At 58.9% G+C, this 19095-nt stretch carries 16 protein-coding genes; 4 read left to right on the forward strand and 12 right to left on the reverse strand.

Features of this window, described 5'->3' with window-relative positions; translation table 11 throughout:
* The 6 genes from ACKAMS_RS27505 to ACKAMS_RS27530 form a co-directional block, all read right to left on the reverse strand.
* The coding region (locus tag ACKAMS_RS27505) for an oligosaccharide flippase family protein (protein ID WP_408989845.1) at nucleotides 1–477 on the reverse strand (477 nt) is incomplete at its 3' end.
* A 70-nt stretch (nucleotides 478–547) separates the two neighbouring features.
* Nucleotides 548–1087, reverse strand: a complete 540-nt coding sequence (locus ACKAMS_RS27510; protein WP_080910161.1) for a DapH/DapD/GlmU-related protein — start codon at nucleotides 1085–1087, stop codon at nucleotides 548–550.
* Nucleotides 1084–2373, reverse strand: a complete 1290-nt coding sequence (locus tag ACKAMS_RS27515) for a glycosyltransferase (protein ID WP_024487405.1) — start codon at nucleotides 2371–2373, stop codon at nucleotides 1084–1086. Before ACKAMS_RS27515 ends, ACKAMS_RS27510 begins: the two co-directional genes overlap by 4 nt.
* Before the next feature lie 17 nt (nucleotides 2374–2390).
* The gene (locus ACKAMS_RS27520; protein ID WP_024487404.1) at nucleotides 2391–2729 is read right to left on the reverse strand and encodes a DapH/DapD/GlmU-related protein; all 339 of its coding nucleotides are present in this window, start codon (nucleotides 2727–2729) and stop codon (nucleotides 2391–2393) included.
* Between the two features lie 215 nt (nucleotides 2730–2944).
* On the reverse strand, nucleotides 2945–4102 hold the full coding sequence (locus ACKAMS_RS27525; RefSeq protein ID WP_408989846.1) for a glycosyltransferase: 1158 nt from the start codon (nucleotides 4100–4102) through the stop codon (nucleotides 2945–2947).
* 110 nt (nucleotides 4103–4212) lie between these two features.
* The gene (locus tag ACKAMS_RS27530; protein ID WP_029254699.1) at nucleotides 4213–5733 is read right to left on the reverse strand and encodes a sugar transferase; all 1521 of its coding nucleotides are present in this window, start codon (nucleotides 5731–5733) and stop codon (nucleotides 4213–4215) included.
* 850 nt (nucleotides 5734–6583) lie between these two features.
* Between ACKAMS_RS27530 and ACKAMS_RS27535 the strand changes: the two genes are divergently transcribed.
* A complete protein-coding gene (locus tag ACKAMS_RS27535; RefSeq protein WP_232816784.1) occupies nucleotides 6584–8050 on the forward strand; it encodes a hypothetical protein in 1467 nt (488 codons plus the stop codon).
* A complete protein-coding gene (locus ACKAMS_RS27540) occupies nucleotides 8044–9495 on the forward strand; it encodes a glycosyltransferase (protein ID WP_029254697.1) in 1452 nt (483 codons plus the stop codon). The genes ACKAMS_RS27535 and ACKAMS_RS27540 overlap by 7 nt, the downstream gene beginning before the upstream one ends.
* A gap of 2 nt (nucleotides 9496–9497) precedes the next feature.
* Here the strand turns inward: ACKAMS_RS27540 and ACKAMS_RS27545 are convergent, their stop codons facing one another.
* Nucleotides 9498–10673: an O-antigen ligase gene (locus ACKAMS_RS27545; RefSeq protein WP_049940984.1), complete on the reverse strand. Its 1176-nt coding sequence runs from the start codon at nucleotides 10671–10673 to the stop codon at nucleotides 9498–9500.
* A 348-nt stretch (nucleotides 10674–11021) separates the two neighbouring features.
* Here ACKAMS_RS27545 and ACKAMS_RS27550 point away from each other — a divergent pair, with 348 nt between their 5' ends.
* The gene (locus ACKAMS_RS27550; RefSeq protein WP_020968738.1) at nucleotides 11022–11345 is read left to right on the forward strand and encodes a helix-turn-helix transcriptional regulator; all 324 of its coding nucleotides are present in this window, start codon (nucleotides 11022–11024) and stop codon (nucleotides 11343–11345) included.
* Between the two features lie 99 nt (nucleotides 11346–11444).
* Here the strand turns inward: ACKAMS_RS27550 and ACKAMS_RS27555 are convergent, their stop codons facing one another.
* The 4 genes from ACKAMS_RS27555 to ACKAMS_RS27570 form a co-directional block, all read right to left on the reverse strand.
* On the reverse strand, nucleotides 11445–12368 hold the full coding sequence (locus tag ACKAMS_RS27555) for a UTP--glucose-1-phosphate uridylyltransferase (protein ID WP_020968737.1): 924 nt from the start codon (nucleotides 12366–12368) through the stop codon (nucleotides 11445–11447).
* A 571-nt stretch (nucleotides 12369–12939) separates the two neighbouring features.
* The gene (locus tag ACKAMS_RS27560; protein WP_408989847.1) at nucleotides 12940–14088 is read right to left on the reverse strand and encodes a beta-mannosidase; all 1149 of its coding nucleotides are present in this window, start codon (nucleotides 14086–14088) and stop codon (nucleotides 12940–12942) included.
* Nucleotides 14089–14134: 46 nt separating this feature from the next.
* The gene (locus tag ACKAMS_RS27565) at nucleotides 14135–15868 is read right to left on the reverse strand and encodes a glycosyltransferase family 39 protein (RefSeq protein WP_019747446.1); all 1734 of its coding nucleotides are present in this window, start codon (nucleotides 15866–15868) and stop codon (nucleotides 14135–14137) included.
* Complete coding sequence (locus ACKAMS_RS27570; RefSeq protein WP_047890187.1) at nucleotides 15865–17826, reverse strand: hypothetical protein; 1962 nt, start codon at nucleotides 17824–17826, stop codon at nucleotides 15865–15867. Before ACKAMS_RS27570 ends, ACKAMS_RS27565 begins: the two co-directional genes overlap by 4 nt.
* A gap of 306 nt (nucleotides 17827–18132) precedes the next feature.
* Here ACKAMS_RS27570 and ACKAMS_RS27575 point away from each other — a divergent pair, with 306 nt between their 5' ends.
* Nucleotides 18133–18855: a hypothetical protein gene (locus ACKAMS_RS27575; protein WP_020906558.1), complete on the forward strand. Its 723-nt coding sequence runs from the start codon at nucleotides 18133–18135 to the stop codon at nucleotides 18853–18855.
* A 33-nt stretch (nucleotides 18856–18888) separates the two neighbouring features.
* Here the strand turns inward: ACKAMS_RS27575 and ACKAMS_RS27580 are convergent, their stop codons facing one another.
* Nucleotides 18889–19086 carry a CsbD family protein gene (locus ACKAMS_RS27580; RefSeq protein ID WP_020906557.1) on the reverse strand — a complete coding sequence of 66 codons (198 nt, stop codon included), beginning with the start codon at nucleotides 19084–19086 and terminating at the stop codon, nucleotides 18889–18891.
* Between the last annotated feature and the right edge of the window lie 9 nt (nucleotides 19087–19095).

The following is a 19095-nucleotide window of genomic DNA, read 5'->3' on the forward strand; positions in this document are numbered from 1 at the left end:
AGCCGCCGCAACAAAAACGAGAGCAAGTGCTCGCCGGAGGAGCAACGACACCGCGGTCTGCCAGGTATTCCCGTCAGCGAGTGGTAGCGAGAGCAGCGTCTCGACGTAATTGTCCAGAACAACCCAAGCTGTCAACGGCACTACGAACCAAAGCTTCGGCTCGAAGACCGCGGCTACCGCCGCGGTAAATGCCAGCAATGCACCAACGGCCAGGTTGGCGCGGCGCGAGAACTCCAAGGTCGACGCGATGAGGGGGTCCTGGTCACCCAACGCACGGATCCGAACCAGAAATGGGGTGAACCCGAAGTTCAGAATGGTCTGAAGCACCAGTCCGACACCATAAGCCGCAGCGAAGATTCCAAAGCCGGACGGACCGGAGATACGCGCGAGTAGGACCATACTCAGTGCCTGAATCAACGCACCGACAAGACGTCCGCCGGCGATTCCCGTGAACTGAACCACCAGGGGGTTCGTCATCACCTTCATGTTCCACCACCCGGGCACTCGAACGAGTGCGGAACCCCGGCGCAGCGCGGTCGTGCGCCCTTCATGGTCGTCCGATCGACGAAGCCGGGGCGCGGACGATCGAACTCGCCGGAACATCAGATGTAACAAGGCAATTTGCGCCGATAACCGAGTGGTCACCGACCGACGTGCCACGGAGAATTGTGGACCTGGCCGCAATCCACACTCCGTCGCCGATGACGATCGGTCCGTTGTCGAACTCGAAAGTCCGTGACTTTCTGCTGTGACTGCCCGCGCACAGAAAGACGTCCTGCGAGACACAACTGTTCGACCCGATACTCACCGGTTCGAGATTGAGGATCCATGCTCCCTCACCCACCCAAGTGTTATCACCGATCGACAGTTTCCACGGCCAATGGATCTTCACGCCGTGCCGAATCAGGACTGCATCACCGATCTGAGCGCCGAACAGTCTGAGAATGGCAACTCGTATGCGTGCCGGCACGAACCAGGCCCGGAACAGTGGTGCCACCGCGAGCCAGGCGACCTGCACTGATGCCGGACGTCCCTTGTCGTATCCTGCCCCGGTGAATTCACCGAGGGAGAGCTGCGGGTGTGTCATCGCGCTCGGGCTTGCGTCGGTCGAGTCGGCAAACTGTCTCGATTGATGAGTCCGTCGAAGAGGTCACCGAACGCCGTGGTGGCAGAGCCGGGAGACAAGGTTTCGTGCACGTACTCCCCCCCGCTTCGCGCGAGTTGAGCGGCACGGACGGGGTCGGATACCAGCATCTCTATTTCACGTACCAATGCTTCCGGATTTCCGGCGTCAACACGTACTCCCGCCCCGGACAGGGCGATCTCCTCGCCGGAGGCACTGTCCGAAGACGTAGCCGCGACGACGGGTACCCCTGAAGCGAAATACGATGTGAGTTTGCTCGGAACGGCCATACTGCGAAGATCGGCCAACTCGTTGAGAAGTAGTGCGTCCGCTGCTCGCAGCACATCGGTGAAGTCCTCGCCGCCAACAGGATCCATGAATTCGATCCCGGTGCATCCCTCGGACAGCTCTTCGAGATGGGCCCGCTGATTCCCATCCCCCATCAGCACGAATTTGATGTCGGACTGCCGCGGCCCAAGTAAACGCGCGGCGTCCACTACGTTCTCGAGCCCTTGCTTGGCACCCATATTGCCGGCATGCAGAACTATCTTCTGTTCCGGCCCCCAGCCCAATCGCTTTCGCGAATCTTCTCGGGTGCAGGCAGACTGGGAGAGATCCAGGTGGGTCCAGTTCCTGATGACTGTGACGCTGCTCGAGTCGACTCCGAGGTTGTCCTGAGCATGCTTCGCGAACCGCGGATGGATCACGACGACGTGATCGGACTTTCGCAAGATCCAGGATTCGGCTCGATCAACGAGAGACGACAGGCCTCCGCTCAGCTGACCGGTCTCGGACGCGCCCAGTCCGTAGAAGTCCTGCACCCACAGCACCACGGGTGTGCGCGACCGAAGGAGCCTGGTCCTGATGACAAATGCCGCCGAGGACAAAAGTGTAGGACTTAAACACAGTATGAGGTCTGCTCGGTGGAAAAGAGTCGCCCAGGTCGCTCTCAAAGCGAAACTTGCCTCCATCAGAATTCTTCGCAGGAAGCTGGGATTCCGAGGGATGTAATGACGAAGTCTTTGAACCGTCAGATTTTCCGACTGCTCTACGGAGGACAGACCTGAGAAGCCATCCATCTTTCGCCAGAATGGATAGTGCGGATACCCTGTCACTACCCTGACGTCAGCACCGGCATCCGCTATCGCATTTGCCAAACCCTCCGTGTACGGAGCGATACCGGTTGGCTCAGGAGAATAGTTGATTCCCACGATCAGAATTTTATTTCCCTGATTATCCATCGTGCTCATTTCCCTTTTCAGCTAACTCAGGACGGCAGTCCGTGCACAGCTTGCAGGTGTGCACTTCTCTGCGTGTCACTCTCGAATCGTTCGGCGACTTTCCGTGCCGGAACTCCGACATTCACCGAGAAACTCTCGACGTCGTTCGTCACGACCGAACCGGCTCCGATAACCGCACCGTCACCGATCTTCACACCGCTCAATATCACCGAACAGGCGCCTATCCATACGTCTGTTCCAATTTCGACAGAATCGCGGGCACCAGGCTGACGGTCCCCCACCCACGTCGACGCGAGCATCGGAATACCCACCTCGTCGATCGCGTGGTCTTCGCGCCCCACGATGTAGACGTTCATTCCGATCATGACGTGGGATCCGATGGAGCCGTCTACCTGAATAACGGTTCGGGGTCCGACACTGACATTATCGCCGATATTCAGTCGGTGAGGCGCACTGATGATAGCTCCACGGCCGGCGTTGAAGTCGCGCCCTACTGAAACATTCCCGTTCGATATTGCGAGTCCATTCATAATTCCGCGAAGGGCTCGCCTGACACCTGACGGTAGGCGTGATCGGTTGCTCATCGTACGACCATCTCCTTGGGCCATCCCTCATTGTCGAATTCGACGACCTGACCTCGCAACGCAGCAGAGATCCCCGATGCCATGGTTTCGGCGGAATAGAGATCCCCTACCTTCGCTGAAACTTCCTCCGCTGGAACGGGATTGGAGACAAGATGCAGGAAGTAGTCTCGCAGCGCCGCAGCCAGCGACTCCTCGGTTGTCGGTGAGTAACTCTGCATAGGACCGACAGCAGCAAGTTCGATCTCGGGGGCGTGCGGGGCGTCCTCGGGGTACAGCATCGGGACTCCGAATCCCAAACTCTGAGTGACACTCAACCCGACGTATCCGGGAGAGATCGACATGATTGAGCGTGCGTAGATTTCAGCAAGTTCGATCGGACTTTCAATGCGACCGTGTACCACAACGGACTCTTCCAGACCTAAATCGAGAATTTGCCGTTCTATCGTTTCCACCGCATTGCCGAAACCCACGATTTCCAACACGGCACCCTCGTCTACGAGGCCCGATCGGTGGAAAGCTGGAACCAATTGATCGACGTTCTTCTCGGCAACCAATCGGCCGACATAGACAATTGATCTACGCGATTCGCCGATTTTACCAGCGTTGATGTCAGCGCGTTTGTACAAAGAATTGGGTGCAACCCAAACTGGTTGGCCTGGAACCTCGAGCTTGGCTGGGACCACACTGGCGTACCCGTAAAGAATGGTCCCCTGAGACAAGCGGCGCATCGTTCGCCGAAGGAAAGCCGTCTTCGACGAAGAACCTTGCCTGGGATGCAAATGGCCCCAAAGAAGAGTACGGCGACGCGCTATTCGTCGAAGGACCAAAATACTCCACGATGTGAGACTACGGGGATTCAAATCCAGGATAGTCACGGACGCGGAAAGCGGATTTTTCCAAGAACCCACCTGAAGAAGAACCTTGTCACCGAAGATTCCGATCCGTCGAACGCGGTCGTAGAAATCCTTGTCGATGCCAGTTCGCACCGTGGAATCCAGCCCGTAGTCCGAAGCGAGAATATCGAGATTTCCTTCTTCCATCTCACGCAACACCTCGATGCACGGATTCCGATAGGTTGGAATCACCGCCAAATACATCGAGTATTTTGTTGATGACATCGAGCCTGCTCCCCCAAAGTTCTCATCGAGCACCACCGATTGGCCAGTGTGCATTGCGCAGTTCCCTTACTTCGGATCCCAGGCAGAGTTCGCCGGGAATGGCGAATCGGATTCGCGATACGAATACGAAAGACTGACTGAACGGATCAGTATGCGCCGTCACTAGCCATTACGGCTTTGAGCGTCTTCACGACGATCATCACGTCCCCGACCATCGACCAGTTGTCGACATAGGACAGATCCAGCCGAACGGTTTCTTCCCACGAAAGATCCGAGCGCCCGCTCACCTGCCACAAACCGGTGATACCCGGTTTGACCAGCAGTCGCCTTTTGACGGCCCCGTCGTATGCCTCTACCTCACGCCTCAACGGCGGTCTCGGGCCAACTACGCTCATCTCGCGACGGAGCACATTGACGAACTGAGGCAACTCGTCAATCGAAAACTTTCGAATGACGCGCCCCACCTTGGTAACCCGAGGATCGTCACGCATCTTGAACAGGACGCCGGCGCCCTCGTTATCCGACAGCAGGCTGTCGACCTGCGTATCTGCGTTCTGAACCATCGATCGGAACTTCAGCATTGGAAAGGGAACCCCGTCCAATCCCATTCGCTCCGACCGATAGAGCACAGGACCCCGACTGGTGAACTTGACTGCCAAGGCCGTCACGATCAAAACGGGACTGATCAAAATGAGAATGACAGATGCGAAAACGACGTCGAAGGCTGTCTTGGCGAACCGTTGAGCACCATGGTATCGCGGACGTTCGACGTGAATCAGTGGAAGGCCCGCCACCGGCCGCATCGACAGTCGCGGACCGGAAACATCCAGGATTCCCGGTGCCACAACAAGATCGACGTCCTTACACTCCAGATCCCAGGCCAGTTTCCGCATACCGTCGTAGCCGAGGTGTTCCGTCGCCGTAACCGCCACCGCATCGGCACCGACCAAATCGAGTGCGTCGGTCACGTCGTGCTCGTCGCCTAGGACCGGTATTTCGTTGCCGTCGACCACTATGACTCTGTCGCGACGTCCTAGTTGACTGGGTTGGCAGACGCCCACTACCCGGTACCCGTCACCGGGAGCTCGTTCGAAGGTCTGGGCCATTTTCTTGACTGCAACCGGGCTTCCCACGACCAAGACGGACGTCTGAAAATCGCCGCGAGACCGCTTCCGCGCGATCACCTTTCGCCAGATCCAGCGGCTCGCCATCAGTGCGGTCAGACCGACCGGAAATGCGAAGGCCAGATAGAGCCGTGCGATGTCCAACTGCAACAGCAAGCTGACAATCGCAATGAGACCGAAGAGGCGAACTGTCGCGACGAAGATTCGTCTGTACTCCTCGGGGCCGCTGCCGATCACACGAATCGAGCGAGTGCGGAAGATCCCCAAAGACGATAACCACATCGCCGCCAATGCAATTGACACACCGGTGTAGCTGAGTTGCCCGAGGATTCCGGGGCTTACCGCACGGCCGTCTCCGCCGAATCGTAGCCATTGAGCCAGAAAAACCGTCGCCACGATGATCACCGAATCGCCCAGGAACAGCCTTCTGCGGTATGCCGTTTCCCATTCCCTCCGAGAAGTCGATCCGCGGCGGAGGTCGGGCACTGCGCGGGGAAGCGTGTGCTTGGTCTTGCCCAGTGTGGACACGTCGAGCGCCGTCACGTGATCAGTCCCTTCCTCATTCGTGGAATCCGTGTGTCGTTGAATCCGTGTGTCGTTGACAGGTGTTGAGCGTGATTCACCAGATTTGAGCAATCCACTGGAACAGCAAATTGCTCGCTTCGATCCGAAGAGTGCAATTGTTCGAGAATCGGAACGCTCTCACGCTCCGATTGGATTACATTGCAGCACTGTCCGAGCGCAGGATCAAACGCAAAGTCATCCCAGTTCAGGCCTGTAGCCGCCCACACCCCCACCTATTCCAATATGGCCGCAGCGCAAGCGCTTTGCCTATCGCCCTTCGGAGGCGGATCGACTGGAACAACTGGACGAGAGATCGATTCAGAAGCAACTATCGCGTTACTTCAACGAAAGTGTGGCAAACGGGAGGACCTTACTCGTCAGTAGGCGGTTGCCACAGGGCACCGCATTAGAGATACCGCCTGAACAGAGGATCATTTCCATTGGTAACCAACGCTATGACTTTCGCCGACAGAAGGTGCCTGCGCCGTTGGGGACCTACGTCCCCGACAGGGATCTTGGTCCCTATTGCCGATTCGATGTGCAATTCGAAGGCGAATAGCACTACAGCCCTTGCTGATACAGGCATCAACATCAGAACAAGAACAGGTCGCTCGTCCAGTTCGCAACTAACCGGCCCCGAAAAGAAATTTTTCCTTCGTCTCAATATGTGAGATTCTTACCCGGCTTCGGCCATTCCGCATCGGCCGGTGTGCGGATTCGCACCTTGCGATCGATCACGTAAGGTCGACAAAAGTCGGGTTCGCTGACACAACCTCGCTGCAGCCGACACGGCCGGAGTAGACGACCAGTTCGAATAGGACTACATATCTTGAAGATTCGCGACCTACGCACGCAGTCGGGAATTATCCCCCGCCTCACAGTACGTTGGCTGATGATTGCAGCCGCGACAATCTTTGCTTTCTGGCCTACCTGGACCAATTTGTGGAGGAGCACCGCGAGCGGTACCGCCATCGGATACGTTTTTGTCCTCCCCTTGCTCTGCCTGATAGCCGCCGTCGGAACAGATTTGCGGCGAGGCCCGGACCTTCCGATCCACGACCGCGAGACGGACAAGATTGTCGGCGGTATCGGCTTACTTGTCTCTCTGGGTTTACAGGCACTCCTCATGCCACGTTTTGCCGAGAACTATGAACTGATGCATATCGATGTAATCGCGGCTTGGGTATTCGTCTGGAGCGCAGCGGTTCTCATGTTCGGGCTGCGTCCGGTGAACCGCTACTGGGCAATCTGGGTTGTTCCGATCGTCCTGGCGCCGCTCATCTACCGCACGCTGGCGACTGAACTCGGCGGCACTCGATTCGACTACAGCATCATCATGGTGCTGGTCGCTTCGGCCGCAACGACGATCGCCGTCAGTAGGACCTGGAGACGAGGATTCGCCGGGTTCGTCGGCTCGTCCGTCCTGGGTGCCGCCTTGGTCTACTATCTCTCCCGTCAGTACCCGACTGCACCCTTGTTCAGCATCCAGCTGCTACCAGCACTAGGTAGCGCTTTACTGGTAGGCGGGTTCTTCTACCTGTACGAGCGACGTGGAAGGTCATGGAAGCCGTTCGAGCGTCCGCTCCGGAATCCTTCGACGTCGACCAGCAACTGGACGATCCTGGTGGTGTTCGCCGCGGCGATCGTGATGTTCTTTACGCCGGTGCCCACCGCTCAGGGCGTTCCGGTCTCGGTAGGCCCGCCGGCGACTGCTGATCCACGCCTCATCGTCCCCGCTGGTTGGCGTGAAATCTCGACCAACGAATACGATTGGCCGAGAAAATACTTCGGTTCCACTTCGGCACTCACTCGCCAGACGATTCGTGCTGATACGCCCAATCCTGCCTGGGACACCCAGATGCGCCCACGCACTGTCCAAATGGACGTTGTTCAAGTGCGTCGCCCGTCTACTCTGTCTGTCTATCCGAGCAATACAACTTATGATCTCCAGAACGCACGTGTCAGCCCCACCGTACGAGTCGAGTTGAGTCGTGGAGTCGTCGCGGAAATGTACACAGTTGTCGACGACTCCCTCCTACTCACCTGGAGCAACCTCAATTTCGTGTGGACACGCGGCGACGGTGCCGCACAACGCGTCACACTCTTGACAGTGGACAATCATGAACCGAATGCCTTGTTCCCCGAACCGAAACCATCAATGGCTTCGAATGGAAGCAACACCTTGGCCGTTCTACTCAGAGGCCGGATATCGACTGTGGACAGCGAATCTCAGTACAAGGATCTAGGTATGCTCCAGTCACTCGGAAGGCTCGTCGTGGAGGCACAGAAGTGGTAGATCCCGATCTCTCGGTTGAGGGCGAAAGCTCCGAAGAATTCAAACGAGCCGCACTCCACGACGCTGTGAACGGACTGCGTGAACGCAAACCGATTTCATCGGCATCAGTTGCGTTCTATCCGTGGCAGCGCAACATCCTGCTCCTGATTCTCGTGATCACCATGGTGTGTCTGGTCTTCTTCCTTACTCCCACGCTGATCGTTCTCACATTGGCGTGCACTCTCGGTTACGTGTGGGCGATGGTTGATCGACTCGTGCTGTTCACAAGAGGTTTGGATGCTTCCTCGATCATGACGATCAGCGATCAAGAGGCAAGCTCGCTTTCGGACGAAGAACTCCCGCACTACACAATCCTTGTTCCGGCATACAACGAGCCGGAAGTAGTCGGAGACCTGATTTCCGCTATGCGCGCGATCGACTACCCCTCGGACAAATTGCAGGTGCTCTTGCTCCTCGAAGAGGATGACACTGTCACTATCGAAGCTGCGACTGCCGCCGGAGTCGATGCTGTGGTGAGTATTTTGAAGGTCCCTGCTGCAGATCCGCGCACCAAACCCAAAGCCTGTAACTACGGATTGCACTTCTCTACGGGCGAGATAATCACCATCTACGACGCCGAGGACTCTCCGGATCCGCTCCAGTTACGTCGTGTGGTAGCAACTTTCGCAAAACTTCCATCGAATACTGCGTGCGTTCAGGCGAAACTCGCATTTCACAACGGAACTCAGAATTTGTTGACCGCATGGTTCACGGCCGACTACGCCCTCTGGTTCAATTTCATCCTCCCTGGGCTGATGCGCAGTCAGTCACCGATTCCTTTGGGGGGCACGTCCAATCACCTTCGGCGAAGTGTGCTCGACGAGATCGGCGCCTGGGATCCCTTCAACGTCACGGAGGACGCAGATCTCGGAGTTCGCATCGCCGAGAGCGGCTACCGGACCGCTGTTCTGAACTCGACGACGCTGGAGGAGGCCAACAGCGACACGATCAACTGGATCCGACAACGCTCACGCTGGTACAAGGGCTACCTGCAGACTTGGCTGGTTCACATGCGTCAACCCGTGAAACTGTGGCGCGGACTCGGCACGGTCGGATTTCTACGCTTCACGATCTTGATGGCGGGTACACCCGTCGTGGCGACGCTGAACATGGCATTCTGGCTGATCAGTCTCGGATGGATCCTCGGCCAGCCTGAGGTCATCCACGACGTATTTCCCAACTACGTCTACTTTCCGGCACTCGTGTCACTCGTCTTCGGTAACGCTGCAGTCCTTTACATGAACTTGGTGGCGTGCCGCGAGACGCGGAATCCCATGCTGCTGATTGCCTGCCTCACCGCTCCGCTCTACTGGGTACTGATGAGCATCGCAGCCATAAAAGGCACCTATCAGTTGATACGCAATCCGTCGTACTGGGAGAAAACCTTCCACGGACTGAACACGTAGCCTCAGTTCCCGATCGGAGATTGTTGCGCCGGTTGAGCTTTGGAGCTCGCGGTCCGATCGCTGTCGGTCGAAAGACACGCAAACGCGAGTACGACCGGTAGCCAGTAGTATGCCTGCTCGAAAAATGCCGATGTCAGAGCGAACGTCATCATCGAGACCAGAACGCCGGCCGCGGCGGCGTTCTTGCCGGACTTCATCGATCTGAACGCAACCAATGCCGACGCGCAGATGATCAGTGCCACAGCCAGGGCAAGCACCACCCCGCCTTGGTACCAGGATCGTAGAAACACATTGTGGACGACTGTGACGTTGTCGAAGGAGGCCGCATTGGCCGCGTTCAAACCCACCCCGGACAGCGGATGCGCACGAATAGCGTCCCAAGCGAATCCGTAAGTATCGTTACGGATCTCTAGAGTGCTGACGGCCTTGGTCTGCCCTGTGACCTGAAGGTATCGATCGGCCGGCGTCTCCAGGTGCTTTCCGAACTCGGTGTAGGTGATTGCGATCCAGAAGAGGACGGAGGCACCGACAAAACTCTTGACGATGGTGGTGATCTTCACTCGCGAAGAAATCGCCACCACGATCAATCCGATCGCGCACGCCGACAACGAACTCAAGCTACCGGTTGCCAGCAGTCCCACCGCGTTCACAATCGAGATCAGCACCAGAACGACCCGATTTCCGACCTTTTGCACTGCAGCCCCCAGGCACAGAATCAGCGCAAGTGAGGACATGATGCCCAGAACGTTCGGGTGACCTGCCAGACCTGGAGCACGACCGTTCACAACACCGAAACCGAAGACGGATGAACCTGCCAATTGGATAGCGGCGACCAGAGCAGAAACCGATTGGCTTGCTATGAACGCAATACATACACGCCTGACAAATTCCGGATCGCGTCGGACATTGGCGACCATCACAAATATTCCGAGCCCGAGAACAATGAAGAGTTGGATTCCAACGTAGAGATTTCCGGTGACGTCACTGCCACGCGTTGCTGTTACCGTGGCGACAAGAGCGGCGTAGCCGGCGATCAACCAGACGCCGACAAACTGCGGCCGAGCAACTCGTCCCAGTGCTACTGACGCCACGATGACCGCAAGCACTGCCATCGCCCACAACTGCGTGACGGCGCCGGGCAACGAGCGGTATATCGGAACTACGACCGCGATCGCCATCCAGACGGCGGTAGTCGGCGACAAAGGAATTCTGCCTGTTCGCCCTGCCGTCGGAGCGGCATCATCCCGAAGGCCTTCAGGTCTGATTTGACTCGGCGTTGTCATTGAGTTCCTGCTTCCGACAATCGAATTTTATGCATTTCACCCTCAATTTCACCCTTCGCCAACGCCGGGCTGAATAATCCCCGCTCAGCGCAGAAGTCAGCCTCCGTCGGTGACGTCGCGTAACTGCAAATAAGCGAATCGTCGACGTAAAACTTTGCCACGACATGGCAGATATCCAATTGTCCTCGACTCGTGGCCGAAAGGAAGTGGCATATACCTCTCGGCTCAGGCAATATGACCGCTATGAGTGGTTTCTCCGCATGGGTCGAGAATCAACTGGAACTTCGCTCGTTCGGCGACATCCAGGAAGCTGCGCGTGCGCTGAAGATTCGACCTTCCGAGCTGAGTCGATGGCTGTCGGCCAAGCGCCCTCCCACGCAGGACACGATGCGGACGGCATGTCAGGTCTTCGACGCTCCGATCATGGAGGTCCTCGTAGCCGCCGGTTATCTGACCTCTGAGGAGGCGGAGCCTGGAACGACTCCACCGTCGGTCGTCGCGACGATTGCGACACAGTCCCTGGTGGACGAACTCACCCGACGCGGTATCGACAAACGCAGCGAATGAATCCGGGCTACCGACATTCACATACGCACTAACCGAAAAGGGTGCGGATTCTCTTGCACCAAAACATATTCCGATCTCAGCTGTCATGGACGGCATTCTTCAGTACGTCAACTGCGGATCCGGCTGATCCAATCGTTCCTTGAGCCAGACTCGCAACTCCGGACCGTACTCGGTGCGACTGAGCGCATGGTCGAGAGATGCTCGCAGAAAGCCTCCCGGGTTACCCAGATCGTGGCGGGTTCCGTGATGGACGACGACGTGAACCGGATGCCCCTCCGCGATCAACAGCGCTATCGCATCCGTCAGCTGCAGCTCACCACCTTGCCCAGGCAAGATTCGCCGGAGCGCATCGAACACGGCGCGATCGAGCAGATAGCGTCCGGCTGCGGCGAGGGTGGACGGAGCATCCGCCGGGTCCGGCTTCTCCACCATGCCGACGACCGCGAGCACATCGGGGTCATCGCCTTCCTCAGGCGCTTGGACGTCGAATACTCCGTACGCACCCACACGATCGGGCGCGACGTCGAACGCGCACAGCACAGAACCACCACGCTCGGCACGGACCTTCGCCATAGCATCGAGAACGCCGCAGGGGTGAACCAGGTCGTCGGGAAGCAGCACCGCGAACGAGTCCTCGTCGGCATCCAACACCGACTCGACAAGACCGACGGCATGACCCAAGCCGAGCGGGGTTTCTTGGACGACAGGCTTCACCGATATGAGGCCAGGTGCTCGACGCACACGCTCGAGCAGATGGTGCTTTCCACTCGCGGCGAGCTTGCCTTCGAGCACCAGGTCCTCGACGAAGTGACCGATCACCGATGCCTTGCCTGGCGCGGTGACGATCACCAAGCGTTCTGCACCGGCCTGAGCCGCTTCGCTGGCAACCAGTTCTATCCCGGGCGTATCCACGACGGGGAGTAGCTCTTTCGGGATCGTCTTGGTGGCCGGAAGGAAGCGGGTCCCCATCCCGGCAGCCGGTACCACCGCAGTCCTGAAAGGCCGTTCAGAGTATCCAGTCATCGTTCACCTCTCCGCTCACGCGATGCTCCACACACTTACCGTTACGCGCATGCAGCGGTCGTCCCCTCATTTCGACGACCGAAAGCTCACATCGCATGTACAGCCTGCGCACAAGGTCTACCGGGCAGCCGATGCCGTCGCAAGTCGACTCGAACTCGGAATTCGTTGCGCGCGAGAGCTACACACCACCCCACATTGTCACTTCCGCGAGGGCCGCACCGAACTCCGCTCACTACCCGTTACCGTGGCGAACGGTCGTGCCCGCATTTCGACGTCAATCGGAAAGGGACTGCTCTGTCAACCAAAGGGGCAGGTACAGCGCAACTTCCGTTGCCGGCGTCTCGATTGGACCGTCCTCGCACAACCGGACGTAGGTCCTGCGGGTGCCACGTCGATAGTCCTGCTTGGTCCCGCGGGCCTTCAAGTTCGGTTATCCGCAGGTGAATGCCACTGAATACCATTGGATGCAAACGAAATACGGTCATCACGTCACAACGCCAGGTTCAGGTTGTTATCAGATCGTGACCATACTCCCACTGGGCGGAACTCCTAGTGGACTACCAGCAGTGTCCTAACTTGCCAGTGAAGCGATCACATCGAAGAGTGGATCGACGGGCCCGATGTCCATTGTGCACTCGTTCGGCCGCGGATCCGGTACGAAGGCCCACAGGAGAGCTCCGGCCGTGCCGGCCGCCTTCTGCCCCGTCAGCTTCGTCTCGATATTCGTGGCTCGGGTTGCCAATGATTCACAACTGCCCGCCAATTCGCCTGTCTCAGCGACCAACAACGGCTTCGAGACGTTCGTGGCCTGTTCGATGCGACGCGCCAGTCCGTTCCACTGGTCGCCCGGAAGCGGAACCCCGTTTGCTCCGTAGTCGTGATACTGCAGAATGTCGACGAAGTCGGACTCGCTCACGTATTGGTAGTCGTCACCAGCAGTGCCGCACTGACCGCCCCCGACGTATCCCGCCGTGATCAGGGTGTTCGGATCGATCGCCCGAAGTTCGGCGCCTGCCGTGTCGAAGAACTCCCGCAACACCTGCGCGGAATCAGACGGGCACGTTCTTGTCCACCAATTGCAGGCGGCGTCGGTACACAGGCTCGGTTCCGGCTCCCCCACCAATTCCCACGCCGCGACGGAAGGCTCGTTCTTCCAACGGTCGACGGCGGTGTGCATCCAGTCCTGAAAGCTCATGGTGGCTCGACCTGGGATCAGGTTCGCAACCTTCCAGTCGTCGGTGTACCAGTCCCTGGATTTGAACAGCCCGTCATCACACCCGCTGTCCTGTGGTGAGAGCACCGGAATCGTGAACTGGTTGTGTCGCGCCGCAGCGTCGAACACCGCGTCCATCGGTCCGAAATCCATCTCCCCGGACACCTTGTTCACCGCGAGCGCTTGGAAGGCGTTGAAACGCGTGACGGAATTCGGTGGCAGAGAACCGAAGTAGGCATCGAGATCGACCATCGCGCCACAGCCGAAGTTCACCGACCAATCAGTGGCCAGTTGATAAGCATTGAGCCCGGTGGGCCACCACGGCTGTCCGTCGAGTGTCAGTCCGCTCGACGACGCTCCGACCCGAACCGTCTTGGGCGAATCGGCAACCACCGGCGTCGTGAACATTCCTGTCACGACCGCGACGGTTGCAAAGCTGACTACAGCGGCAGCGATACGGCGACGCAGTGTGCCACGCACACGCGGACGCGCTTCTTCAGAAGACATCTACAACCATCCACGTCATACGGACAATCCTCCCACACGAATTCCCTCATCGACCCGTTTGACGTTCACCGGTCACGCGATACAAACGCCAGGCCGAAGGGTCCATGCCGCCGTCGTTGGGCACCTCGAGCACCAGTGCTCCCACACCGCCGGCACCGGTGTCGTACATCGTCGGATAACGCCGATTGACCGCGTCCGACACACCGCGACCGGTGTTCGGAACCGACAGGATGTACTCGACGTGATGTTCGGCCGGGTTGTTCAGTACGCGCACGAAGTCCGCATCGGAAGGCACGACGAATTGCCGAGGGTTGTTCGACGACGCCACGACGGCATAGCTCTGCACGGTGTCGAGCAGAACCGACCCCTCCGGCAGAGCCAAGTCGTCCAGGTACCTGGCGATGCGACGCTCGGCCGCAAACGTGCGTAGATTCGTCTGCTCCTCCAGGTTCTGGCGGCCCGGAATGATCGCGCTGGCAATGGAATGCTCGAGCACTGCGATCCGCGCACTACCCATCGCGACAAACGTGACCAGCGTCGACCCGACCAGCAAGCACAGGGAGATCACAAGAGGTAGAGACGGTCCCGCCTGCTCGGGGTACGTCGACACCGAGCGCGACGCAGCAGCCCCTGGTCGACGCGTGATGACCGGCGCTCCGCGAGGAGCGATCAGGACGACCAATACGAAACACAGCGGAATGATCGAAATGTAGAAGCGCAGAAGAGGAAACGTCGATCCCATCAGGTAGAGCAACGTCTGCGCTCCGAGGATGGCGCCGAACAGCACAAGAGGCACCACCACTTCGGTGTCGCGCCGCCGAAGTGCGTAGATGACTGCCAGGACCACGAACACCGGGAGCGCCGGCCCGAGTACCGCCATTTCGGTGATCGAGAACGCAAGGCGGGCAACCGGTGAGTCGGTTCCGGCACCAGCCTGTTCCAGGATGGAACTGTTCCCGTACACCGACGAGAACTGTTGGAACGCTTGACCCGTGATGAGCCAACTGGCAAACGACCACAAGGCGAAGGCCAGGAAACCCGGCATCAGCACGACGGCGCCGTCGAGCGCCGCTGCCCAGAGCCGCAAGCCAGGTCCTGCGCCCTCGCCCCGCTCCTCCGCTGTCGGTTGAAAACGAAGCCAACTCACCACGGTCACCAGCACCACCGCGACAAACAGGGGTGCCAATGCGTCGTATCGAGTGAGGTACGCCAGAGCGAACGCGAGGCCCGCACCGATGAGGTCGTGTACGTCGTCGCTGCGCATCCACCGAATCAGTCGACGTGTCGCCCACAGAACGAAGAAGAGGAACGGAGCTTCGCTCATTCCGCTCGCCGCGTACATGACGATCATCGGATTGACAGCGAACAGCACGGTAAGGACGACGGTGACCCATCGCGGACACCCACGGTCGCGGCTGATCCCGCGTATCTGAATCACCGCGCCAGCCATGAAGGCCGCGGACATCACGACCGCAGTGATGTTCCACCGCAGCAGATCCGGCCACCAATGACCCATCAGGCCCATCGGAATCTGGACTGCCGCCGTCAACGGGGTGAACACGAATCCGATCGCCGCGAAGTGCGGATCACGGCTGAGCAGCATCGCCGACACCGCGGCGACACGACTGAGCGAATCGGTGAAGATGAACCCGATACCCGCGTTCATCCATACGCCCAACGCGGTGTAGATCGCGAAGAGCACGACGAACATCCGCCATGGCTTCCGGCCCGGTAGATCGTGGACCGCGACGGACAGGGCCGGGCGATCGGTGACGGTCACTGTCCGCGACGCCGAGCCACGAGCACACCACCGACGGCAACAGCGATCAGAACCACGGTCCCGAATCCGATCCAGCCGATCGTGACCGCGCTCAGTCCGGTCTCTTCTTCGGCCGAGGTCGCAGTGCCCAACGGGGCGACGTCGACTCCGACGTCGAACGGCTCACCTCCGCGAGGTGCGACCAGTAGATCGCCGGTCAGTTCTGCGAACCGGTCTTTCCCACCTTCCAACCAGTTGAGCAGACCGTCGGCATCGGCCGCATCACCCTCAGACGTCAGCGCCACTACTTCGTTGTGCGAACCCGAAACCACCTGCAAGGCACCGTATTGTCCACCGAATTCCAGACCCTGCAAGCGCAGGAGACCTTGATCTGCCGTGTCCATGGGTAGAGCCACCGGAGTGGGCAGCGTCCCGTCCGCCGCGATCAACAACGCCGGCAGCGAACTGGTCGCCGCGTCGCCGAACGGGAGCACGCGCGGTTGCAGCGGCAGATAGCTCAACCGCTGCATCGCGACAACGAGGCGCTGGGCTCGAACGAGATCTGCGAAATCACCGTGACTCAAACCGACATCGAGTGTGGGCAGCATCGACTGAGGCAAGGACTGGAATCCTCCAGGCGTCGGCGGGAATCCGGTAGTGGACGTGATGGTGCTGGCCGGATCCACAGTGAGCGAAGAAGGGCTACTGGTGCCGCACTGGAAGTCGCCGGTCACATCCATCGAGACCTCGAACGTCAAGTCGCGACGCAGGAGTTCGTTCGGAACATCGACGCCGATGTCGAAGCGCCCTGTCTCGTTAACCGTCTGCGAGGCGAGTCGTCTATCCCCGAGTGAGATCGACAGTTCTCCGTTACGCGAATTCGGTAGCGGGACATAGGAACCAATCATTCGCACCGAGACATCCTTCATCGGACGCCCCAGTTGCGACTGACTGAACGGGACGTCGACCTCGATGTGATTGAGACCGGAAGCCGTCAGCGTTCCGAGCTTCAGCTCACCGACGGTGATGGCGTCCTGGGAAATCTGGGCAACCGCGTTGTCCGGTGACGCCAGCGCTCTGCTCGCCGCCCAGTAGCCGTCGAAGTTCGCCGCCAAGAGACTGACCTGAGGAACGAGAGTCTTGTCATCCCCTGAAATCCGCAGCACGGGTGAACCATTCGGCGCCGTCGCGAGATCGATGCCGGCGTCCCCACTGTTACCGAGCACTACAGCTCTCTCGAACAGTCCCGGCTCAGCGGAGGGCAGACTCTGACCGTTCGGCAGCTGCTCCACCACCACGGCGTCAGGCTGACTTCCGTACTTGTTGACAATCGCTGCACTCAGTTGCAAAGCCGCACTCTGCTGCGCCCCTGACGAACCATCCGTGACGTAGATGGTTGCCTTCCTCAAAATCGGCGGGAAGAAGGTTGCAACAGTTGTGGGCTGCCGCTCTGCACCGTCGTAGGCGACAAAGGCATCCCGGAGCGCGAGGGGCTGGTATCTCGTTCGGTCGTAGCAGCGGTCGTCGACGGGAACGAGGTGAGCGATCATCGACACGGTGACGCTACGGTCGACCACTTCGAGACCTTGCAAGGGAACCGAAATCGGTAACCCGGTCCCGGCCTGCCCGGCGTCGAAGTCGACGCGGCTCACCAATCTGCCGTCCGAAGTCACTTCGAGCCAGCCCCTACTGAAGTCGGTCGGGGCGGTCAGGATTCCGGTCACGGCTGTTGCAGTGAGTCCGTCCGGCACCGGCACGGTCACCAACACTGGTGCGTCATCGGAAGAGAACACGATGTCCGTTCCTCGGCCGAGTTCGGTGAAGGAGATCGGAGTTGTGGCTGCGGCAACCACCGAAGTATCTGCGTCGTCCTCGAAATCCTGGGCCGAGGCGACACTGCCGAGAGGAAGCAACAAAGTCACCGCGACAGCCACCGGCATTGCCAGCGCGCGCGTCAGCCAGGTTCGAGAGTGGCCCATCAGCGTGTCTCCTCGACATTTCTTGTTTCCGCGCAATCACCAAACACAAATCACGAGTAGCAATCTCGCCAGTTCGCGACGGTCGCAGGTCCGATCGCACCGTTACGGACAAACGAACCATAACGACCAATTTGTGCGTTTGGCTAATTATCCCGACCGGCGAGACTTTTGTTACGGCGCGTCACATGATTAGCAATCGCTGCCGCTGGGAAGCCGAAAGAAACCGTCGGCAAGCCCGTCAACACGCCTGAACGTCCGTCCAGTCTGGGCGCTTCGGGGGGCGGAGAATTCTCAGACAAGGAAGCTGTGACGCTCAATTCGATCATCCCCGCCGGCAAGAGCGCCATCGGAAAGCTGGTCGGCGCACCGTTCTACTTCGCATCATCGCTGCGCATGGCCAGGGTTTTTCACCCGCACGGGATCGAACTGAAGGGAACATTGAAGCCGGCCACCCCGTGGTGGCCGGTAACGGAGTCGTCGACGATTACCGTCACCGCTCGAATGTCGAAAGCACTCGGAATTCCGGGAGACCTACCCGACATACTTGGCCTGGCGCTTCGGTTGCACGATGTCGGCGCAGATGAAAACCCGTGGGACATTCTTCTCGCAACATCAGGACTTTCTACCTTCTCGAAAATGTTTCCAGCTCCGGCTTTCTCGTGGAACGGCGCGAGATACAGCACACTGGTTCCTTACTCACGCGCGGGCGGGGCCGCGGCGTGGCTGATCGTGACACCGCGCGGCGTCCACCCGGCCGGCACTTCTTTGTCTGCATTAAAAGCTGCGGTCGATCATTCCCCGCTGCACTTCTCCGTGTACCTCGCGAGAATTCAACTTCAGTTGATACCGATCGGACATCTCTGTCTCGACGAAGTCGAGGACCACCCGGATTGCCTCCAGCCGTCCTTCGATCCGATCCTGAACAGGCCGGCACACATGCGCATGCTTCCGGAGTGGCTCGCGGAAACGCGGAAGCTAGCGTATCGCGGTAGCCGCGACGGCCGAGGAGACACACAAAAGCGCGGTTGACCGGACATGCCGGTCAACCGCGCCGAAACTCATTCAGCTTGTGAACTTGTCCTTGATATCCGAGACCTTGTCACTGACAGTGTCTCCGGCCTTCTTGACCTTTGCCTCGCTCTGATCGGCAACACCTTCGGCAGCCAGATCGTCATTGCCCGTGGCATTTCCGATCTTTTCCTTGGCTTCGCCGATGAGATCCTCAGCGCGGTGCTTTGCCTTGTCGATGAAGTCAGACATGTGTTTCTC

The organism is Rhodococcus sp. 5A-K4 (genome assembly GCF_046097995.1).
Lineage (GTDB): Bacteria > Actinomycetota > Actinomycetes > Mycobacteriales > Mycobacteriaceae > Rhodococcus_F > Rhodococcus_F erythropolis.